Annotated in this window: 11 protein-coding genes and 3 pseudogenes; 6 read left to right on the forward strand and 8 right to left on the reverse strand. The window is 60.6% G+C overall.

Annotated features, from left to right (window positions below; genetic code table 11):
• The first annotated feature begins 161 nt into the window (after positions 1–161).
• From CKW18_RS21960 to CKW18_RS21970, 3 genes are all read left to right on the forward strand, one after another.
• Positions 162–530, forward strand: a complete 369-nt coding sequence (locus CKW18_RS21960; RefSeq protein ID WP_095190724.1) for a DUF6124 family protein — start codon at positions 162–164, stop codon at positions 528–530.
• Between the two features lie 279 nt (positions 531–809).
• On the forward strand, positions 810–1,397 hold the full coding sequence (locus CKW18_RS21965) for a GNAT family N-acetyltransferase (protein ID WP_095190725.1): 588 nt from the start codon (positions 810–812) through the stop codon (positions 1,395–1,397).
• 69 nt (positions 1,398–1,466) lie between these two features.
• The gene (locus tag CKW18_RS21970) at positions 1,467–2,906 is read left to right on the forward strand and encodes a glycosyltransferase family 39 protein (protein WP_170947300.1); all 1,440 of its coding nucleotides are present in this window, start codon (positions 1,467–1,469) and stop codon (positions 2,904–2,906) included.
• Positions 2,907–2,938: 32 nt separating this feature from the next.
• Here the strand turns inward: CKW18_RS21970 and CKW18_RS31135 are convergent.
• Positions 2,939–3,037, reverse strand: a pseudogene (locus tag CKW18_RS31135) (histidine phosphatase family protein); the annotation flags it as partial.
• A gap of 222 nt (positions 3,038–3,259) precedes the next feature.
• On the opposite strand from CKW18_RS31135, the pseudogene CKW18_RS31545 reads away from it, so the two are divergent.
• Positions 3,260–4,288: pseudogene (locus CKW18_RS31545) on the forward strand (methyl-accepting chemotaxis protein); the annotation flags it as partial.
• Between the two features lie 261 nt (positions 4,289–4,549).
• Positions 4,550–5,146 (forward strand): annotated as a pseudogene (locus tag CKW18_RS31550) (methyl-accepting chemotaxis protein); the annotation flags it as partial.
• Between the two features lie 173 nt (positions 5,147–5,319).
• Here the strand turns inward: CKW18_RS31550 and CKW18_RS31140 are convergent.
• From CKW18_RS31140 to CKW18_RS22015, 7 genes are all read right to left on the reverse strand, one after another.
• Entirely contained in the window at positions 5,320–5,532 is a 213-nt protein-coding gene (locus tag CKW18_RS31140) for a plasmid stabilization protein (RefSeq protein WP_095190728.1), read from the reverse strand.
• Positions 5,533–5,713: 181 nt separating this feature from the next.
• Positions 5,714–7,087 carry a DUF1329 domain-containing protein gene (locus tag CKW18_RS21990; protein ID WP_095190729.1) on the reverse strand — a complete coding sequence of 458 codons (1,374 nt, stop codon included), beginning with the start codon at positions 7,085–7,087 and terminating at the stop codon, positions 5,714–5,716.
• A 149-nt stretch (positions 7,088–7,236) separates the two neighbouring features.
• Complete coding sequence (locus tag CKW18_RS21995) at positions 7,237–9,195, reverse strand: DUF1302 domain-containing protein (RefSeq protein WP_095190730.1); 1,959 nt, start codon at positions 9,193–9,195, stop codon at positions 7,237–7,239.
• A gap of 47 nt (positions 9,196–9,242) precedes the next feature.
• Positions 9,243–10,532, reverse strand: coding sequence for a phospholipase (locus CKW18_RS22000; protein WP_095190731.1), 1,290 nt, complete (start codon positions 10,530–10,532; stop codon positions 9,243–9,245).
• Between the two features lie 217 nt (positions 10,533–10,749).
• Positions 10,750–12,318, reverse strand: a complete 1,569-nt coding sequence (locus tag CKW18_RS22005) for an FGGY-family carbohydrate kinase (protein WP_095190732.1) — start codon at positions 12,316–12,318, stop codon at positions 10,750–10,752.
• 20 nt (positions 12,319–12,338) lie between these two features.
• Complete coding sequence (locus CKW18_RS22010) at positions 12,339–13,931, reverse strand: glycerol-3-phosphate dehydrogenase/oxidase (RefSeq protein ID WP_095190733.1); 1,593 nt, start codon at positions 13,929–13,931, stop codon at positions 12,339–12,341.
• A 5-nt stretch (positions 13,932–13,936) separates the two neighbouring features.
• A complete protein-coding gene (locus CKW18_RS22015) occupies positions 13,937–15,532 on the reverse strand; it encodes an FAD-binding oxidoreductase (RefSeq protein WP_095190734.1) in 1,596 nt (531 codons plus the stop codon).
• 209 nt (positions 15,533–15,741) lie between these two features.
• Between CKW18_RS22015 and CKW18_RS22020 the strand changes: the two genes are divergently transcribed.
• Complete coding sequence (locus CKW18_RS22020; protein WP_095190735.1) at positions 15,742–16,758, forward strand: AraC family transcriptional regulator; 1,017 nt, start codon at positions 15,742–15,744, stop codon at positions 16,756–16,758.
• The last annotated feature ends 153 nt before the right edge of the window (positions 16,759–16,911 follow it).

The following is a 16,911-nucleotide window of genomic DNA, read 5'->3' on the forward strand; positions in this document are numbered from 1 at the left end:
GCTTCCTACATTTCACGTCCTAGGAAATTTCCCTCAACACGTGTCGGCTTTCATGAACTGGTGAACCGTTTTTCAGGGCGCTAACCTCCACGCTTCGCTGCTATCCAGCGGACGGTTAGACAGGCCGCATCCGCAGAGATGTTCACTCACGGAGCTACGTCATGAAAAAAATCACCCGACTTACACTTGTCGGACCGGTACCTGCCGATGGGCAAACGCCCGGCTTGAAACCGCAACCCGACAGCACCGGTTCGAGCCGACGCCCCCGCCGTACGATACCCCTCAAGCAGATGCTCAGCGTGCGCGACGATGTCGACACGCTGACGCTACTGGCGCATGCCAGTGATCTGCTTGATTCTCTCGCCGTCATCAGCGCCAACTTTGCCGACGAGTTCGACGGTTCCAAACGTCATGTCGCTGTGGCTATCAAGCAACTGAGCGCATTGGCCGAAATCGTGATCTGCCGGGCTCGGGATCAAGTGATGCAGCAAGGGTCGCCGACTTCATCCGGCCCTGAAGTTCGCCACTGACCAACGAGGCCTGCATCGGCCGACCTCGTTACCGGAGAATTCTTGATGTGCGGATCCAGCGGCCTCGAGGTCGCGCGGTGAGATGAATTTTTCTTCACTGCTGCCGTTCGGCCAAACCGGTAAAGTCCGCTCGCTCATTCAAGAAACTACGGTTCGCCCGCGGCTCTCCCGCGGGCTTTTTTTTGCCTGGCGTTCAACGTCACTCGTCTCTCTATCACTTGCCGAACGCCGGGTATTACGCGACTCTGCCAGCAGTCTTCTCGCCCACCGGAGCACCCGATGCCGCTGCTGACCCTGCCCTGCCAACGTCTGACGCTCGCCATCCTTGCCCCGGAGCAGGCAGAACTGGAAAGTGATTTCTACCGACGCAATCAGCGTCACCTGGCGCAGTGGTCGCCGATTCGTACCACCGACTACTTTTCCACCGAGCAGATACGTCGACGCCTCGACATCCAGGCCAGTGCCTTCGACGCCGGGTTGGCGATGCATTTTGCCCTGCTGACAGCGGACGGCCAGCAGATGATCGGTGCGTGCAACTTCAGCGGCATCATTCGCGGGGCGTTTCAGGCGTGTTACCTGGGCTATCACATCGACGAAGCGCATCAGGGCCAGGGCTTGATGCAGGAAGGGCTGGTGGCCGGCATCGGCTATATGTTCGAGACCCAGAACCTGCACCGGATCATGGCCAATTACGTGCCCGGCAACGAGCGCAGTGCTCGCCTGCTTGAGCGACTGGGCTTCGAACAGGAAGGCTACGCCAAGGCGTATCTGAACATTGCCGGGCGCTGGCAGGATCATGTGCTGACGGCACTGGTCAATCCGGGCTTCGAAACACCGGATCAGCGTTGGTCGCGCCGACTGGGGTGATGTTCACAATTTGTTCAGCAATGGCGATTTATGCTCAGGCCTCCCGCCCTTGCCGGTTGCCTGAAACCCATGTCGCGTGCCGCCACTTCGCTGTTTGTGCTTGCTGCCCTGCTGTTTTTCTTCGCGCTAGGCAACCATCAATTGCAAGGCTCCACCGAAGCCCGCGTCGCCGGGATCGCCATGGAGATGCACCTGGACAATGACTGGGTGACGCCCCGTCTGTTCGGCGAGCCGTTTCTGGAAAAAACACCCCTGAGCCTGTGGCTGGATGCCGGCGCCATGCGCGTGTTCGGCGTTTCGCCGTGGGCGGTGCGACTGGCGTCGGCGCTGGCCGGGTTGCTCAGCGTGATGTTGCTCTACGGCATGTTGCGGCGCTTCGAACGGCCCAAGGCAATTGCGTGGACGGCAGGAATTCTGCTGGCAACCATGGCCAGTTATTGGAGTAACGTGCGCGGCGTGGGCGAGGATGCGCTGCTGGCCCTCGGTGTGACGGCGGCGTTGCTGGCATTTTTCCAGGCGCAACGTGCAGCGACCTTCGGCAGTTCGCTGCTGTTTGTCATCGGCATTGCCATCGCCACGCTGAGTAAAGGCGTGCTGGGCCTGGCGATGCCGGGGGTGGTGATTTTCGCTTATCTGCTGGCCGATAACCTGATGGACAAACGTCTTAAAGTCGGTGACTGGCTGAGGCCGGGATTGCTCACCGTGGTCGGGCTGATTCCACTGCTGATCTGGCTCGTCGTGCTTTATCAGCATGGCGGGGCGCAAGCGCTCAAAGAAGTGCTGCTGACCAACAGTGTCGGGCGTTTCAGCGGATCATTCGTCGAGGCCGGGCACTACGAGCCCTTCTATTACTACCTGGCCAAACTGCCCGAAGCATTCCTGCCGTGGAACATTCTGGTGTACCTGGGGCTGTGGCATTTGCGTAAACAGTTGAAGGCCAATCGTTACCTGCTGTTTTTCAGCCTGTGGATCATCGCGCAATTCATCATGCTGACCCTGGCGTCGAGCAAGCGCACGGTGTACCTGATGTCGATGACGCCGGCGGCTGCAGTCATAGCGGCGGAGTATGCGGGGGTGCTTTTCGAGCGATTGAGAAGGCATGAAACCGCCAATCGATTTGTCGGACGAATCGCCCGTCATCGTCAGACGCTGGCAATGAGCATCCTCACACTGGTGATCGTCAGTTATCTCGGCGCCGCGCAATGGGCGCTGCCTCATGCAGATAAAAAACTCTCGTTCCTGCCGCTGACCGAACACATTCAAACGCTGCAGGCCGAGGGGCAGCAAGTGGCACTGTTTCAAGCCAATGAGCGGGTCGGCGGTGCCAGCGTGTTCTACACCCGGCAGGTGCTCAAAGGCCTGGATACCGAGGCGCAGCTAGGGGAATACCTGGCCGCCGCCTCATCGCATGTTGCGGTGATGGCCGCAGACAAAGAACCCGCCGCTCCGTTGAAAGTGCTCAAGACCTTGATGGTCGGGCGGCAGGCTTATTACTTCGTCAGCTACTAAAACACTGTGGCGAGGGAGCTTGCTGACGCTTGCGCGGCTTTGGAGTAATCGCAGCGCTCGACGTGGCGCACCAGCACGATCATGTCGCCCTTGGCCCACCCAGCCGCCATCGCCTGCGCGCCAGCCATGTGGGCAGGCCGTGACCCCCCATGTGAAAAAAGTCTTGGGAGCCCTTGTTACAAATTCCGTGGGACAAAACCCTTTCAGCTCTCGCATTTGCGGCCGATACAGTGCTGCTAAGACCCTTGCTGGCTCAAAAAAACAACAATCTTCCAGCCAAACCGACGATCAAGATGCACAACGTTTCTGGAGGAATTGTGATGAATAGCTGGTTCGGCAACATCAGCGTGAACATGAAATTGGGGCTGGGCTTCGGCCTTGTCCTGGCTCTGACTTGCGTCCTGGCCCTGACCGGCTGGACGAGCCTGGGCGGCCTGATTGACCGCAGCAACTGGATGAGCGACATCACCCAGCTCAACGCCGGCCTGACCAAACTGCGCGTGGTGCGCCTGCAATACATGCTGACTAACGGCGATGAAACCGCCGCGCAGAATGTGCAGACCACCCTTGAAAGCTTCGCCGCACAGCAGCAAGCGCTAATCAGCAAATTCAAGAGCCCGGAAAACGTCAAACTGCTCAAGGAGCAGGCGGCAACTATCGCCGAATACCAGACGTCGCTGAACAAAATGCGCAACGCGTATCGCACCGGCAACAGCGCGCGCGACGTCATGAACACAAACGCCGAAAGCGCTTACAACCTGATCGAGTCGATCAGTAAGCGTGTTCAGCAGATGCCGCTGAGCGATCAGCGTTTCGAACAGTTCCAGACCATCACTGCCGCCAAGGAAGCGTTCATCCTCGCGCGCTATGAAGTGCGTGGCTACACCGCCAGCACCAATGCCGAAACCGAGCAGAACGCCGTCGGCCAGATCGACCTGGCCATTGCCAGTCTCAAGCAACTGAACGTGCATTTTGCCGATACCCAGCAAGACGCCTTGCGTCAGCTGGAAACGGCACTGACCAACTACCGCAGCGCATTGATGGCCTATAAAAACGCCAACAGCGAAGCCGTGCAGGCACGTAAGGAAATGACCGATCAGGGCGCAGCGATCGTCACCACCAGCGAGCAGCTGTACCAGATCCAGCTTGATCGTCGTGACATCGAAAGCGCCCAGGCGCGTACCTTCCAGTTGATCAGCACCCTGCTGGCCCTGTTGGTTGGCGTGATTGCCGCCGTGATCATCACCCGTCAGATAACCCGTCCACTGCAAGAAACCCTGGCCGTGGTCGAGCGCATCGCCAGCGGCGACCTGTCGCAAAACGTCGTCGTCACCCGTCGCGACGAACTCGGCGTGCTGCAACAAGGCATCGCCCGCATGGGCGTGACCCTGCGTGACCTGATCAGCGGCATCCGCGACGGTGTGACCCAGATCGCCAGCGCCGCCGAAGAACTGTCGGCCGTGACCGAACAGACCAGCGCCGGGGTGAACAGCCAGAAGATCGAGACCGATCAGGTCGCCACCGCCATGCACGAGATGACCGCCACCGTGCAGGAAGTCGCGCGCAACGCCGAAGAAGCCTCGCAAGCTGCGGCCGCCGCTGACGGCGAAGCCCGTGAAGGCGACAAGGTTGTGAATGAGGCCATCGCTCAGATCGAACGTCTGGCCAGCGAAGTGGTGCGCTCCACTGAAGCCATGAGCGTGCTGCAACAGGAAAGCGACAAGATTGGCAGCGTCATGGACGTGATCAAGGCAGTTGCTGAACAGACCAACCTGCTGGCACTCAACGCCGCAATCGAAGCGGCCCGTGCCGGTGAAGCCGGGCGTGGTTTTGCCGTGGTGGCCGACGAAGTCCGTGGTCTGGCCCAGCGCACGCAGAAATCCACCGAAGAAATCGAAGGTCTGGTCGCCGGTCTGCAAAACGGCACCCAGCAAGTCTCGGCCGTGATGAACAACAGCCGCGCCCTGACCGACAGCAGCGTCGCCCTGACCCGCAAGGCCGGCGTATCCCTGGAAAACATCACCCGCACGGTGTCGAACATCCAGTCGATGAACCAGCAGATCGCCGCCGCTGCCGAACAGCAAAGCGCCGTGGCTGAAGAGATCAGCCGCAGCATCATCAACGTGCGCGACGTGTCTGAGCAGACCGCAGCGGCCAGTGATGAGACCGCCGCCTCCAGTGTTGAACTGGCGCGGTTGGGTGGTCAGTTGCAGCAGATGGTGAGCCACTTCCGCGTTTGAAGTTGATTTCGCGCTGAAGCAATAAACCAATCGCGGGCAAGCCCGCTCCCACGGGGTTCTGAGTCGTTCACAGATGTTGTGTTCGACTCATAACGTGTGGGAGCGGGCTTGCCCGCGATTTCAGTTTGACTATCACTCCTGATGGTCATACCGAGAAACAGCCTGCCCCCGCCTCAGCGCGAGGGCAAATCCAATTCAACCCCGCCAACACTTCTAAAACGCTCGTGAATTCGCGTGCCCAAGCCGCCAGCGGATCGATTCTGCTCAAGTGCTTTCTGCAACATCACACACGCCTGCTCCTCAATCGAACAACCATTTGTATCAGCTGCTGACCGCAGCTTTTCAAAGAGTTCATGGTCAAGATTACTGATGGTCGAACTCGCCACAATGCACTCCAACGGAATGGAAATCGAGGCAGCGAGGCTACCACTTAGCTGCGAAGTGTCGGTTTCGAATAATCGATGCTTTATGTAGGAGCTGCCGAAGGCTGCGATCTTTTGATGTGGCTTTTAAAAGATCAAAAGATCGCAGCCTGCGGCAGCTCCTACAGGGGGCGTGATTGTTTCTTTATCGGGTGCCGCGCTGGCGCAATGCCGACGGCATGAAGTACGCGTCCTCAGGCACAGGCTGGGCGAAGTCGACGGTTTCCGATTCTTCGTTGTCGAGGTTCTGCACGTAGTAACGGCGCGCCTGCAAGTCGTGGAAAACGTCGAGCGCACTCCAGGTGGTGGGCAGGTCGTAGAAGTTTTTCAGGTAGGCCATCGACACGCGCCACAACTCCCCTCGCCCGTCGTATTGATCGACCAGCGCAGCCCCCCAGCTGTCCTCATCCAGAAACAGCACGCGCTTGGAATAGATGTGCCGCGAACCGGGTTTGAGGTTGCCTTCCACCACCCACACGCGGTGCAGCTCATAGCGGGTGAATTGCGGGTTGAGGTGACCGGGGGTAAGCAGTTGCGCGTACTTCACGTCGGGGCTGGCGACTTTGTAGTTGTTGTAGGGGATGTAAATTTCCTGCTTGCCCTTGAGCTTCCAGTCGTAGCGATCCGGCGAGCCGTTGAACAGATCCGTGTCGTCGGCAGTGCGCAGGCCATCGGACGAGGCGATTGGCGTGTCGTACGCAAGGTTCGGCGCGCGGCGCACACGGCGTTGGCCGGCGTCGTAAATCCAGGCCTGGCGCGCATCCTTGAGCTGATCGAGGGTTTCGTGCACCAGTGCGGCGCCGCCGGCCAGCCGTGCCGGGCTTTTCACGAAGGCGAGGTAGTAGAACAGGATGTTTTTCAGGTCGGCGAACTGGCCGTTCGGGCGGTAGTAGTTGAACAGCGCTTCCTGCTGCGATGTTACCAGCGCGAAACTGCCGTTGCGCTGGACCGGCGCTTCGGAGGCGCGGCGCACGACATAGATACCGCGATAGCGAGTGATGTGGTTCCACAGCACTTCGACGCCATCCTTGGGCACCGGAAACGGCACGCCGCCATAGGCATCGGAGAACCCGCTGCCACCTTCGAGCAGCTTGGCCGAAGTCGCGTTTTTCAGGGTGTTGTCGTACAGCCATTGCGGCGCCGAACCTGATCGACGCGAAGGATAGACCGGCATCTGGAAGGTGTCGGGGTAGCTGTTGAAGAGCGCAATCTGGCCCGGGCTGAGATGGGATTTGTACTGGTCGAGGTTGGTTTTGGTGATGGTGAACAGCGGTTTGTCCGCCGCAAACGGGTCCGGGTGATGCTGGCCCGGTTTGTAGCCGGCCGGGGCCTGGGTGATGCCGCCGGTCCAGGCGGGGATGGTGCCTGCGGCGTTGCCGGTACGCTCGGCGCCGAGTGGGGTCAGGGTGGTTTTCAGTTGTTCGGCTTGCTGGGGGGTGATGGCGGCCAGTGCAGTGCCGGCGGCCAAACTTAGCCACAACGCGAGTGATGTTTTTGTCAGCCTTGAAATGTGAAACATGATCTTCTCCAGAATGCAGAAACCTGTGGGAGCTGGCTTGCCAGCGATTACGGTGGATCAGCCACCATTAATGTCGAATGTGCTGCCGTCATCGCGGGCAAGCCCGCTCCCACAGGGGGCCGGGGTGCCGCAAGATTTGTTCTGGGCAATCAAAGGAAATACTTGAGGTTGAACCCGACGTTGTCGCGATCGCGAATGCCGTTGTTCTGCCCGCCGCCGTAGAACTCGGTGTATTGCAACTCGGCCTCGAGCTTGTTCTGGTAGTTGGCCTTGATCCCCAGCGTGTAGGCCTTGCGACCTTCGATGGTGTTGCCGGCCTGATAGCTGTTGCCCTTGAAGTCGTCCTTGTAGACGACGTACGGCGAGACGTTGACCCCGGCGTAGACGTCGTTCCACGTGCCGTTGAGCATCGCTGTGTAGCTGTAGGAATCGCGGTTGACCTGATCGTCACGCTCACCGCCGGACACATAGGAATAGTTACCGGTGCCGGCGTAGTAACGTTTGCTGCCGTCGAAAGCGGTGTATTGCAGGTTGCTGCCGCGCAGGTGTTCGGAGGCCAGTTCGAAGATGCCGAACAGCGAGTCGAACGACCCGGTCGGACCAAAGTTGTAGATGGTGCCCAACGAGGTATTGAACGCTTCAACGCGCTCGGCGTTGTTGATCTGGCTGTCGAGGGTGACCATTTGCCCGCCGACATTGATCGACTGGCCCGTTACCGCCGCAGCCGCACCGTTGGCCAGATCGCCGATCAGGTCGTTGGTGGCCGCAACGCCGATCGGCAAGTTCGGCCGATAAGCAATTTCACCAAACACCGAGGCCTCGCCCAACGTGGTGTTGAAGCTGAAACCGTACATGCGAATGTCTTCGGCATAGCGCCGATGCGCCTGGATATTGCCCATCACATCCGCCGTGGCCAGACCGTTGGCCAACGCCCCGGCCTGACTGCCGGCAACGCCCGTCAGCAGATTGGTCAGCGCATCCATGTCGATGCCGTTGTACCCACCCAGATCCGCCGCGATGGTCGGTTCCTTGGCGTGGTAATTGACCATGTACAACCCAAACTCGGTGCTGTTGAGCTGCTCGGCGATGTAGCGAAAGGCAAAGCCGAACTGGCCATCGTTGCGCGCGTTGTAATCCTTGCCGATGCTCGCCACTTTCAGCGTGTTGCCATACGCCGGCGTCACGCCGTTGGCGTACAGGCCAGTGGTTTGCAGGGCGGAGTTCAGCAATGGGTTATTGCCCAGTGCGCTGTACAAACCGATGACGTTGCCAAAACCCGGCACTGGGGTATCGAGCGCCGTGCCACTGAAGTTGTTGTAACCGGTGTTGCCGCCGTCGGCGAACAGGTCGGTTTGCGAGTAGAACGTGCCGACCGGATCGATGCGGGTTTCCTTCCAGTTGGTCTGGTAGAAACTCTCCAGGGTCAGGCTGTCAGTCAGGCCGATGTTGAAGCTCAGCGCCTCCACCGGTACCAGCACTTCCTTGACCTCGGCGCCGGGCAAACGGTACTTCGCCGCGTCCACCGGATTGGTGGTGTTGATGCCGCCGCGATAGAAAATCCCCTCGCCCCAGTTGAACACCTGACGACCGACGCGCGCCGTCACCGGCATCTGCGCGACGTCCCAACTGCCGTGGACGTAAGCGTCGAGCATCTCGATCCGGCTGCCGGCGATGTCTCGGGTCTGACTGGTGAAGCGGTCGTCCTGCGGGTAGCTCTGACTCGGTTGCGACGGATTGTTGTTGCGGTAGTAATCGTTGCGCTTGTCCATCAGTTGGGTGTCGTAGAACGCGGTGCCGCGCACGAACAAGCCGTAGTTCTGATAGTTGGCCTCAAGCTCGGAGGTGATCTTGTACACCTCGGAAACCAGCCCGGTGTCGAAGTTGCGATTACCGTCGTTGGTATTAACGTCATCGTTGGTTTTGTCGCGACCCTGCACCCGCCATAAGCGACCATAAGACAAGGTCGTGTCGAACGAGCCGGTGACCTGTTTATCCAGCACACTGAACTCGGCGGCCTGCACCCCGTCGACCGCGCAGAATTGCAGCAGCCCTGCCAGGCCGACACCGGGTAGCGCCGCGCCGGACAGGCGCAATCGAGTACTGATCATCTATTCCTCCTTCCCTTTTTTTATTGTTTTTTGTCCTGCCGCGATGGCTAGGGCACGAGTCCCGCACTGACATAAATCCGGCTGTGTGCGCCGAAATGGCCGAGCAGTCTGAACAGTTGTTGATTGAGTGCCGGATGGTCGAAATCTTCGCGGCGTAACTGATTGCCGCTGCTGAAATCACTGGTGACCGGCGCCGTTTCCAGCCACTGGCCGATGGCTTCATCGAACGCGGCGGAGTCATCAACAGACTCGGCGCTGACCACCTCACGCAGGTAGTCCACGGAGTACGGCGGATACTGTTTGTCTTGGGAAAAATCGGTGTAAGCGTCGAGCATCGGATGCGCTTGCCCGGCGCGCAGCAAGCGTCGCAGCCAGGTCGATTGGTATTTCTCGATTTCCATATGTCGGGTGGCAACACGCTCGATTGACGCTTGTTTGTCGCCCGAAAAACCGGCCAGCGCCTTACCTTCCAGCAGCAGAAGACTGGCAAGATCGACGCCGGGTAATGGCTTGGCGTGATAAGGCTGGGTCAGGTCCTGGACGTGGTGCAGGCCCCAGCCGAGAAAGCGATAACCCCAGTAGGGATGGCCGCTGGCAAACGCCAGTCGCGCCAGGCCCATGTATTGATACGCGCGCCAGTGCGGCCAACTGCGCTCAAGAAAACCGGCAGCGGCATACACCACCGGGCTCTCGTGGAAGAACCCCATGTGGAAAGGCGCCTGGGAACTGTACTGAAACCGCGCATCGCCAAAAGGCTGCGGGCCGAAGCCGTACACAGCGCCGACTTCGCCCGGGTTGTCGCTGAACAGATTGATGTCGTGACCGTAATCCGGCTCGTCGGCAGCGCTGGCCAGCACCGCAAGAGGCACGACTTTTTCGCCTTCAGCGACAACGATGAAGCGCTGGCGATTCCACGGCGAGAGCGTCTGCTCGACCATGACTTGCTCGGCGCTGAGGTGTTCGCGCTCCGGCAGATCCTTGCCTGGCATTGGCTGGATCACCATCGCCAGATGAATCTGTGGATTGATGCGCAGCGCGGTGAAGAAATCGTGGCGCAGATTGTCCCCCGGCACGGCGGGCAATTGCAGATTGTCGGGGCGCGGAGGGTATTGGGCGAAGTGCTCGCGGGCGAAGCTTTCCTGTTGCTCGAGCAGCGCAACCACGGCCGGATATTGCTGCACAAGAAACTGCTCCAGCGGCTCGACTTCAATGCCTGAAGCGTCACGCAGCGCTGGCAAATCCTGCAACGCCAGGTAGCTGCCCACCGTATGGTTCGACCAGCCCCAAGCAGTCGGGGCCGTTGCAAAAAGCAGCAACAGGAGGAATGTCAGCTTCATTGCTTGTGATTCTTATTGGAGATGCCGAGGGGGATGAGCCTAACAACCGCCCCCGCCGCTGACACTGTCCAATCTCACCAGAAAAGGTCTCCGATGGCGCCATTTACCCGTTATCAAAAACACCACCGTCCCCCTGTGGGAGCGAGCCTGCTCGCGAATGCGGTGGGTCACCGCTTTCGCGAGCAGGCTCGCTCCCACCGGGATTTACAGTGTTCTGTCAGGCGGGGTAACCGGTGATTTTGCGGATGCTCTGATACAGAGGCTTGAGTTGGCGGTACATGCGCAGGTAGACCTCTTTGTACAGTTGCTCGTAGATTTTTTGCGCCTCGGGTTGCGGCATGAACACCGCGCCCACCCGAGTCATCGCCGCGATTGCGGTAGGGAAATCCGCATGCAATCCCAACCCCACCGCGCAGCAAATCGCCGCGCCCAGGCCGGACGCTTCGTACACGTGCGGACGCTCGGCGGGCAGGCCAAAAATGTTCGCCGTGAGCTGCATCGCCGCATCACTTTGCGAACCGCCGCCAGCAACACGCAGCCGTTTGACCGACACCTTCGAACGCCGCTCGATGTTCTCCAGGCCCTGACGCAACGCATACGCCAGTCCCTCAAGAATCGCCCGGTAAATATGTGCGCGGGTGTGCACATCGCCGAAGCCGATCATCGCGCCTTTCGCCTCGACACCTGGCTCACGAATCCCCGGCGACCAATACGGTTGCAGCATCAAGCCCATCGACCCCGGCGGCACCGCATCAACCAGTGCATCGAACAACTGCTCAGGCTCGATACCCTGCTCTTTCGCCTGCTGCATCTCGCGCAAACCGAACTCGTTCTTGAACCAGCTGACCATCCAGTAACCGCGATAAATCATCACCTCGCAGTTGTACTGATCCGGCACCGCCGATGGATATGGCGGGATCAACGGGACGATTTCCAGATAGCGCGAGCGGGTGCTGGTAATCGTCGCCGTGGTGCCGTAGGACAGGCACACCGTGCTCGCATCGACCACGCCAGAGCCGACCACTTCGCAAGCCTTGTCGGCGCCGGCAGCGATCAGCGGCAGCCCTTCGGGAATCCCGGTGTGGCGGCTGGCTTGCGCGGTGATGTAGCCGAGGGTTTCACCGGGTTTGTGCAGGGTCGGCAGTTGCTCGGGGCGCACGACCAGGGCCTGCCATTTCCAGTCACTCGGCGCAGCCCATTTCAGGCGTTTGAAGTCGAACGGCAGGTAGCCGACGCAGCAACCCACAGAGTCGACAAAACGCCCACACAAGCGATGGGTGAGAAACCCCGAGAGCAGCAAAAACTTGTCGGTCGCCGCCCACACGTCAGGTTGATGCTTGGCGATCCAGTTGGCCTCGGCCTGGGCGCGAAAATGGTCCACGGTGGCCTGCGCACCGACCAGTTTGAACAGCCACCCCCACGGCCCTTTTATTCCACCTTCGACCTCACTCTGGCGTTGATCAAGCCACAGAATCGCCGGGCGCAACGGTTTGCCTTCGGCATCGACATTGATCACGGTGCCGCGCTGTGTGGTCAGGGAAACGCCGGCAATCTCTGAGCGATCAATGCCGGTTTGCTGCCAGACCTGCTGACACGCCTCGCCGAGTTTCGCCCAGTAATATTCCGGGTCTTGCTCGGCCCAGCCCGGTTGCGTCGAGTAATAGGCCTGCAACTCGACTTTGCCTTTACCGAGCAAATTACCCTGCAGATCGAAGAGCAGCGCGCGCACGCTCTGGGTGCCGTTGTCGATGGCCAGCAGGTAACGCTTGTTCGGGTGGTTATCCATGGAGCTCTCTTCTGGGGGCATCAAGGCGTGACATCCGGCAAACCGTGATGGCGTTGCCACAACGCCCGATAACGCTGTTCTTCCTGCTGCCAGTGTTCGTCGCTCCAGCCCAGTCGAGGCTGGCAGAGTTGGCGGATGGCGGCGAAATATTCTTCGCCACCGCGCGGCAACAGCAGGCCCAGACGCGTGCGGCGCAGCAGCAGATCGTCGAGGTGCAAGACCATTTCTGCTTCGCAGGCGAAGGCCAGTTCGGCCCACAAGGTGTCGGTGTTGCCGACCGTGTCGTGGCCCAGTTCCGTGAGCCGTTGCGCCAGTCTTGGCAAGTCTCGTCCATGCCGCCCGGCCAGACGCCGCCACTGCTGCGCGCCAAGTCCGGGGATCGCCAGCGGCGGCACGGCGGCGAACACCGGCGCGGCGTCATCATCAAACGGCCGATCAAGTATTGCCGCGCAAGCCTTGAGTACTTCGATGGCTTGCGGGCGAAACGTCGTCAGTTTGCCGCCGGCCAGGGTCACGCAACCCGGTTCCTGCCACAGCACGTGCTCACGGGTTTCGTTAGAGGGTTTGTCTTGATTCGCCCCCGCGCCACCGACCACCGGACGCACGCCCGACCAGGTCGACAGCACATCGGCGGCAACCACTTCGGCGCCGGGGAACTGTTGCGTGCAAGCCGCCAACAAATAGTCGAGTTCTTCAGCGCTGATGCTCGCGCTTTGATCCAGATTTTCGTGATGATCCAGATCCGTGGTGCCGACCACTGTCGCGCCTTCCCACGGAAAAACAAACACCGGTCGCCGATCACGCTCATGCAAAAAGGTGAATGCCTGCGCCACCGGCAGACGCCAGCCCGGCAACAACAAATGACTGCCGCGCAACGGGCGCAATTGCCGTGGTGCCTCGGCGGGTCGTAGGCGTTCAGCCCAAGCGCCGGTGGCCACGGCCAGCACGCCACAGCGCAACTGCAGGGACGCGCCAGCCTCGCAGTCCTCAACCTGAACCCCGCACACGCGCCCGTCTTCACGCAGCAAATGCTCAACGCGCACGCCGTTTAGCATCACCGCGCCGTCGGCCCGCGCCTCGCTCAATACACGCATCACCAGCCGCGCATCATCGGTCAGCGCATCGACAAAACAGGTGCCGCCGAGCAACTCGGGGTCCTTCACGCCCGGCGCCAGATATCGCAGTTGCTGCGCGTCATGAAAACGGTGGCTGCGCCGCCCGGCCAAGGCGTCGTACACCGACAACAAACCACCCAAAACCCGAGGCCCGGGAAAGCCGCCGCGATAGTGCGGCATCAGGAAACTCATCGGCTCGACCAGCCCCGGCGCTTCGTCGAGCAGACGCTGGCGCTCGCGCACCGAGTCGCGGGTAAGGCGCCACTGGCCTTTGGCGATGTAACGTAAACCACCGTGGACCATTTTCGACGATCGACTGGAGGTGCCCCAGGCAAAATCGCGCTGTTCCAGCAGCAGACAGCGCCAGCCTCGACGCGCCGCTTCGCGCAGGATGCCGGCGCCGCTGATACCGCCGCCGATGACGATCAGATCCCAGGTTTCCTCGGCCAGCGTCGGCAGAATCTGCTGGCGCCATGCGGCGTTCCAGTCCGGACTCATGGCCGTCACTCCGGCAACAGCGTGCCGGGGTTGAGGCGCCCAGCCGGATCGAAGTGTTTGCTCAACGCCTGCAAGGTGTCCATCGCCAGTGCGCCCTTCTCACGCAACAGATACGGCGCGTGATCCTTGCCGACACCGTGTTGGTGACTGATGGTGCCGTGGTTGTCGACGATGGTCTGGCTGGCCGCATGCTTGAGCGCCTGCCAGCGCGCCAGCGTCGCGGGGTAATCCGCCGCCGGGCGAAACACGTAGGTGGTGTAGATGCTCGACCCTTCACCGTAAACGTGGGACAGGTGAGTGAACACATGCACCCGCTCGCCTTCAGCGGCCAAGGCCTCGCGCAGGCTGTTTTCAACGAGGTTGAGCAGGTGGTCGACATTGCTCCAGTCGGTGGCGGTTTCGAGGGTGTCGACCACGTAACCGGCGTTCCACAGGTTCTCGCGCAGGTAGGGGAAACGGAAGCGGTTCTGCGCCCATTTCTTGCCGAGCAAGGTGCCAGTGAACACGCCGCCGAAGGCCTTCAAATGTTGCCGTGCCTGTGTCAGCGACAATGCGTTTTGTCGGCGATTGCCGGTCACGCCAAAGGTCAGCAAGCACTTGCCCGCACCGGCGCCGCGCAGCTTCAGGTACTTTTCCAGCCAGGCGATTTGTTGCGGATGACCGGCCAGTGCCAGTTGCGTTTCGGTTTCCACGGCGTTGGACAGGCGCAGCATCGACAGCGGCACGCGCGCCTGAGCCAATTGACGGATGGCTTGCAGTGCCTTGGTCCAAGAGGGCAGAAATACACCGTAGAAACGCTCATCGGCAGGCAGCGCGCTGACCCGCACCTTGACCTCGGAAATGATCCCGAAACGGCCCTCGCAACCCAGCACCACTTCGCGCAGATCAGGCCCGGCGGCAGAGGCCGGGAAGGTTGGAATATGCATCGGCCCGGCGAAGGTTTCCAGCGTTCCGCCAGCGAATAACTGCTCGATCCGGCCATAGCGCAGCGACTGCTGACCGCTGGAACGGCTGGCGACCCAACCGCCCAGCGTCGACAGCTCCCACGACTGCGGAAAATGCCCCAGCGTGTAGCCTTTCGCACGCAACTGACTTTCGACCTGCGGCCCACTCGCGCCGGGGCCGAACGTCGCCAGCAGGCTCTGTTCATCGAGTTCGATCAAGCGGTTCATCCGCGCCAGCGACACCGTCACCACTGGCCGCGCCGAATCCGGTGGATTGATGTGGCCGGCCACCGATGTGCCGCCGCCATAGGGGATCAGGCACAAGTCTTGTTCATGGGCGAGCGCCAGCAACTGGCGGATGTGCTCAGCGGTCTCGGGAAAGGCCACCGCATCGGGATAATGGCCCAGCGCACCTTCGCGCAACGCCAGCCAGTCCGGCAGGCTTTGTCCCCGCGCATGCAGTAAACGGTCATGGGCATCGACGCTGTACAACGCGTGCGCAGGCAATCGCGAGGCCGGCACTCGGGCCAATGCCGCTTCAAGCGTGGCATCGGGCAGCGCGCGCCCCTCACCCAGGCGCTCATGAAGAAACTCCGCGCCCTGGGCCGGCAGTTCGACCACCGTGGTTGCATCTCCCCAGCCGTTCCAGCGTCGCATGCGTGTGTCCTTTTTCGGTTCTTATCAGCGATATTTCAGGCGTCCATACTAGTCGGCGGCCGAAAAGTGTCACGGTCGCATCCGGCCAGTTCGTGTAGCCAATTGAGTCAAACGTCGCGCAAGCGTCAGCCATTTACTTTAGCCGTGGTTTCAAATTACCTTTCAGGCATTCATCCGCTCATGCACGCTTTGATCAAGGGAATACGATCATGCAATCGCTCGGCTACACCTCGGTTCCGCCCCTGCTCAAATACCTGCGCCACGCCGAACAACTGGGCATGGCCATCGAGCCGGCGTTGGCAGCAGCGGGTTTGCAGGCGCAGCAGTTGAGCGACAACACCCTGCGTTTGCCCGGTGAGGCGCATGAACGGTTGCTGGAGTATTTCTGCGAGCACTCGGGCGATCCGTTGTTCGGGCTCAACGCGGCGAATTTCGTCCTGCCCAATTCGTGGAGCGTGCTCGGTTACATCACCATGAACTGCGCGACCCTCGGCGATGCGATGAGCCGGATCATGCCGTTCGAGAAACTGGTCGGCGACATGGGCGTCAGCCGCGCCGAGGTTCAGGACGGTCACGTGCATCTGATCTGGACTTGCCGTTATCAGCGCCCGCGCATTCGTCGGCATCTGGTGGAGAACGTGTTGGGGTCATGGCTGCAATATGCGCGCTGGATTGCCGACACGCAGATGTCGCCGGCCGCGGTCTGGCTGGAGCACTCATGCCCGGCGGAGGCCACGCCAGCGCAGTACGAAGCGTTTTTTGATTGCCCGGTGTTGTTCGATCAGCCGTATTCGGCGCTGGTCGTGCCGCTGGCTTATTTGCAGTTGCCGTTGCGCCAGGCCGATGCGCAGTTGCTGCGCACGCTGGAAGAACATGCGCTGGGCTTGATGGCGACACTGGAGGATGCGTCGCTGGAACAGCAGGTGAAGAACATTCTGCGGCAGTTGCTCAAGGAAGGCCTGCCACGCAAGGAACAGGTCGCCGAACAGCTCGCTGTTTCCGTGCGGACGTTGCAGCGGCAGTTGCATCAGGCGGGGACGTCGTATCAGCAGATTCTCGATGATTTGCGTCAGGAGCTGGCTGAGCATTACCTGTTGAACAGTACGTTGCCGATTCAGGACATAGCCCTGTATCTGGGGTTTACCGAACCGCGTTCGTTTCATCGTGCGTTCAAGAGTCGGCGCGGGATGCCGCCAGGGGAGTTTCGGCAGACGCATCGGGGGTGATTGTGCGGGCCCCTTCGCGAGCAGGCTCGCTTGTATGGTAGGACTTGAAGGGAGGAGGAGGGACAAGGCTCGATTCTGACTGTTGACGCAGCACAGACCGTGGGAGATTTCGCCCCTCCTCCTTTCACCCAAGCGCCGATAAAGAATGCATCT

The sequence above is a fragment of the Pseudomonas sp. Irchel 3E19 genome, from assembly GCF_900187585.1.
Classification (GTDB): domain Bacteria; phylum Pseudomonadota; class Gammaproteobacteria; order Pseudomonadales; family Pseudomonadaceae; genus Aquipseudomonas; species Aquipseudomonas baetica.

Bases quoted from the DNA above. Each gene is read 5' to 3' on its own strand.
- CKW18_RS21965 (WP_095190725.1), top strand. From the start codon at position 810: ATGCCGCTGCTGACCCTGCCCTGCCAACGTCTGACGCTCGCCATCCTT.
- CKW18_RS22000 (WP_095190731.1), bottom strand. From the start codon at position 10,532: ATGAAGCTGACATTCCTCCTGTTGCTGCTTTTTGCAACGGCCCCGACT.
- CKW18_RS21995 (WP_095190730.1), bottom strand. From the start codon at position 9,195: ATGATCAGTACTCGATTGCGCCTGTCCGGCGCGGCGCTACCCGGTGTC.
- CKW18_RS21990 (WP_095190729.1), bottom strand. From the start codon at position 7,087: ATGTTTCACATTTCAAGGCTGACAAAAACATCACTCGCGTTGTGGCTA.
- CKW18_RS22015 (WP_095190734.1), bottom strand. From the start codon at position 15,532: ATGCGACGCTGGAACGGCTGGGGAGATGCAACCACGGTGGTCGAACTG.
- CKW18_RS22020 (WP_095190735.1), top strand. From the start codon at position 15,742: ATGCAATCGCTCGGCTACACCTCGGTTCCGCCCCTGCTCAAATACCTG.
- CKW18_RS22010 (WP_095190733.1), bottom strand. From the start codon at position 13,931: ATGAGTCCGGACTGGAACGCCGCATGGCGCCAGCAGATTCTGCCGACG.
- CKW18_RS21970 (WP_170947300.1), top strand. From the start codon at position 1,467: ATGTCGCGTGCCGCCACTTCGCTGTTTGTGCTTGCTGCCCTGCTGTTT.
- CKW18_RS22005 (WP_095190732.1), bottom strand. From the start codon at position 12,318: ATGGATAACCACCCGAACAAGCGTTACCTGCTGGCCATCGACAACGGC.
- CKW18_RS21960 (WP_095190724.1), top strand. From the start codon at position 162: ATGAAAAAAATCACCCGACTTACACTTGTCGGACCGGTACCTGCCGAT.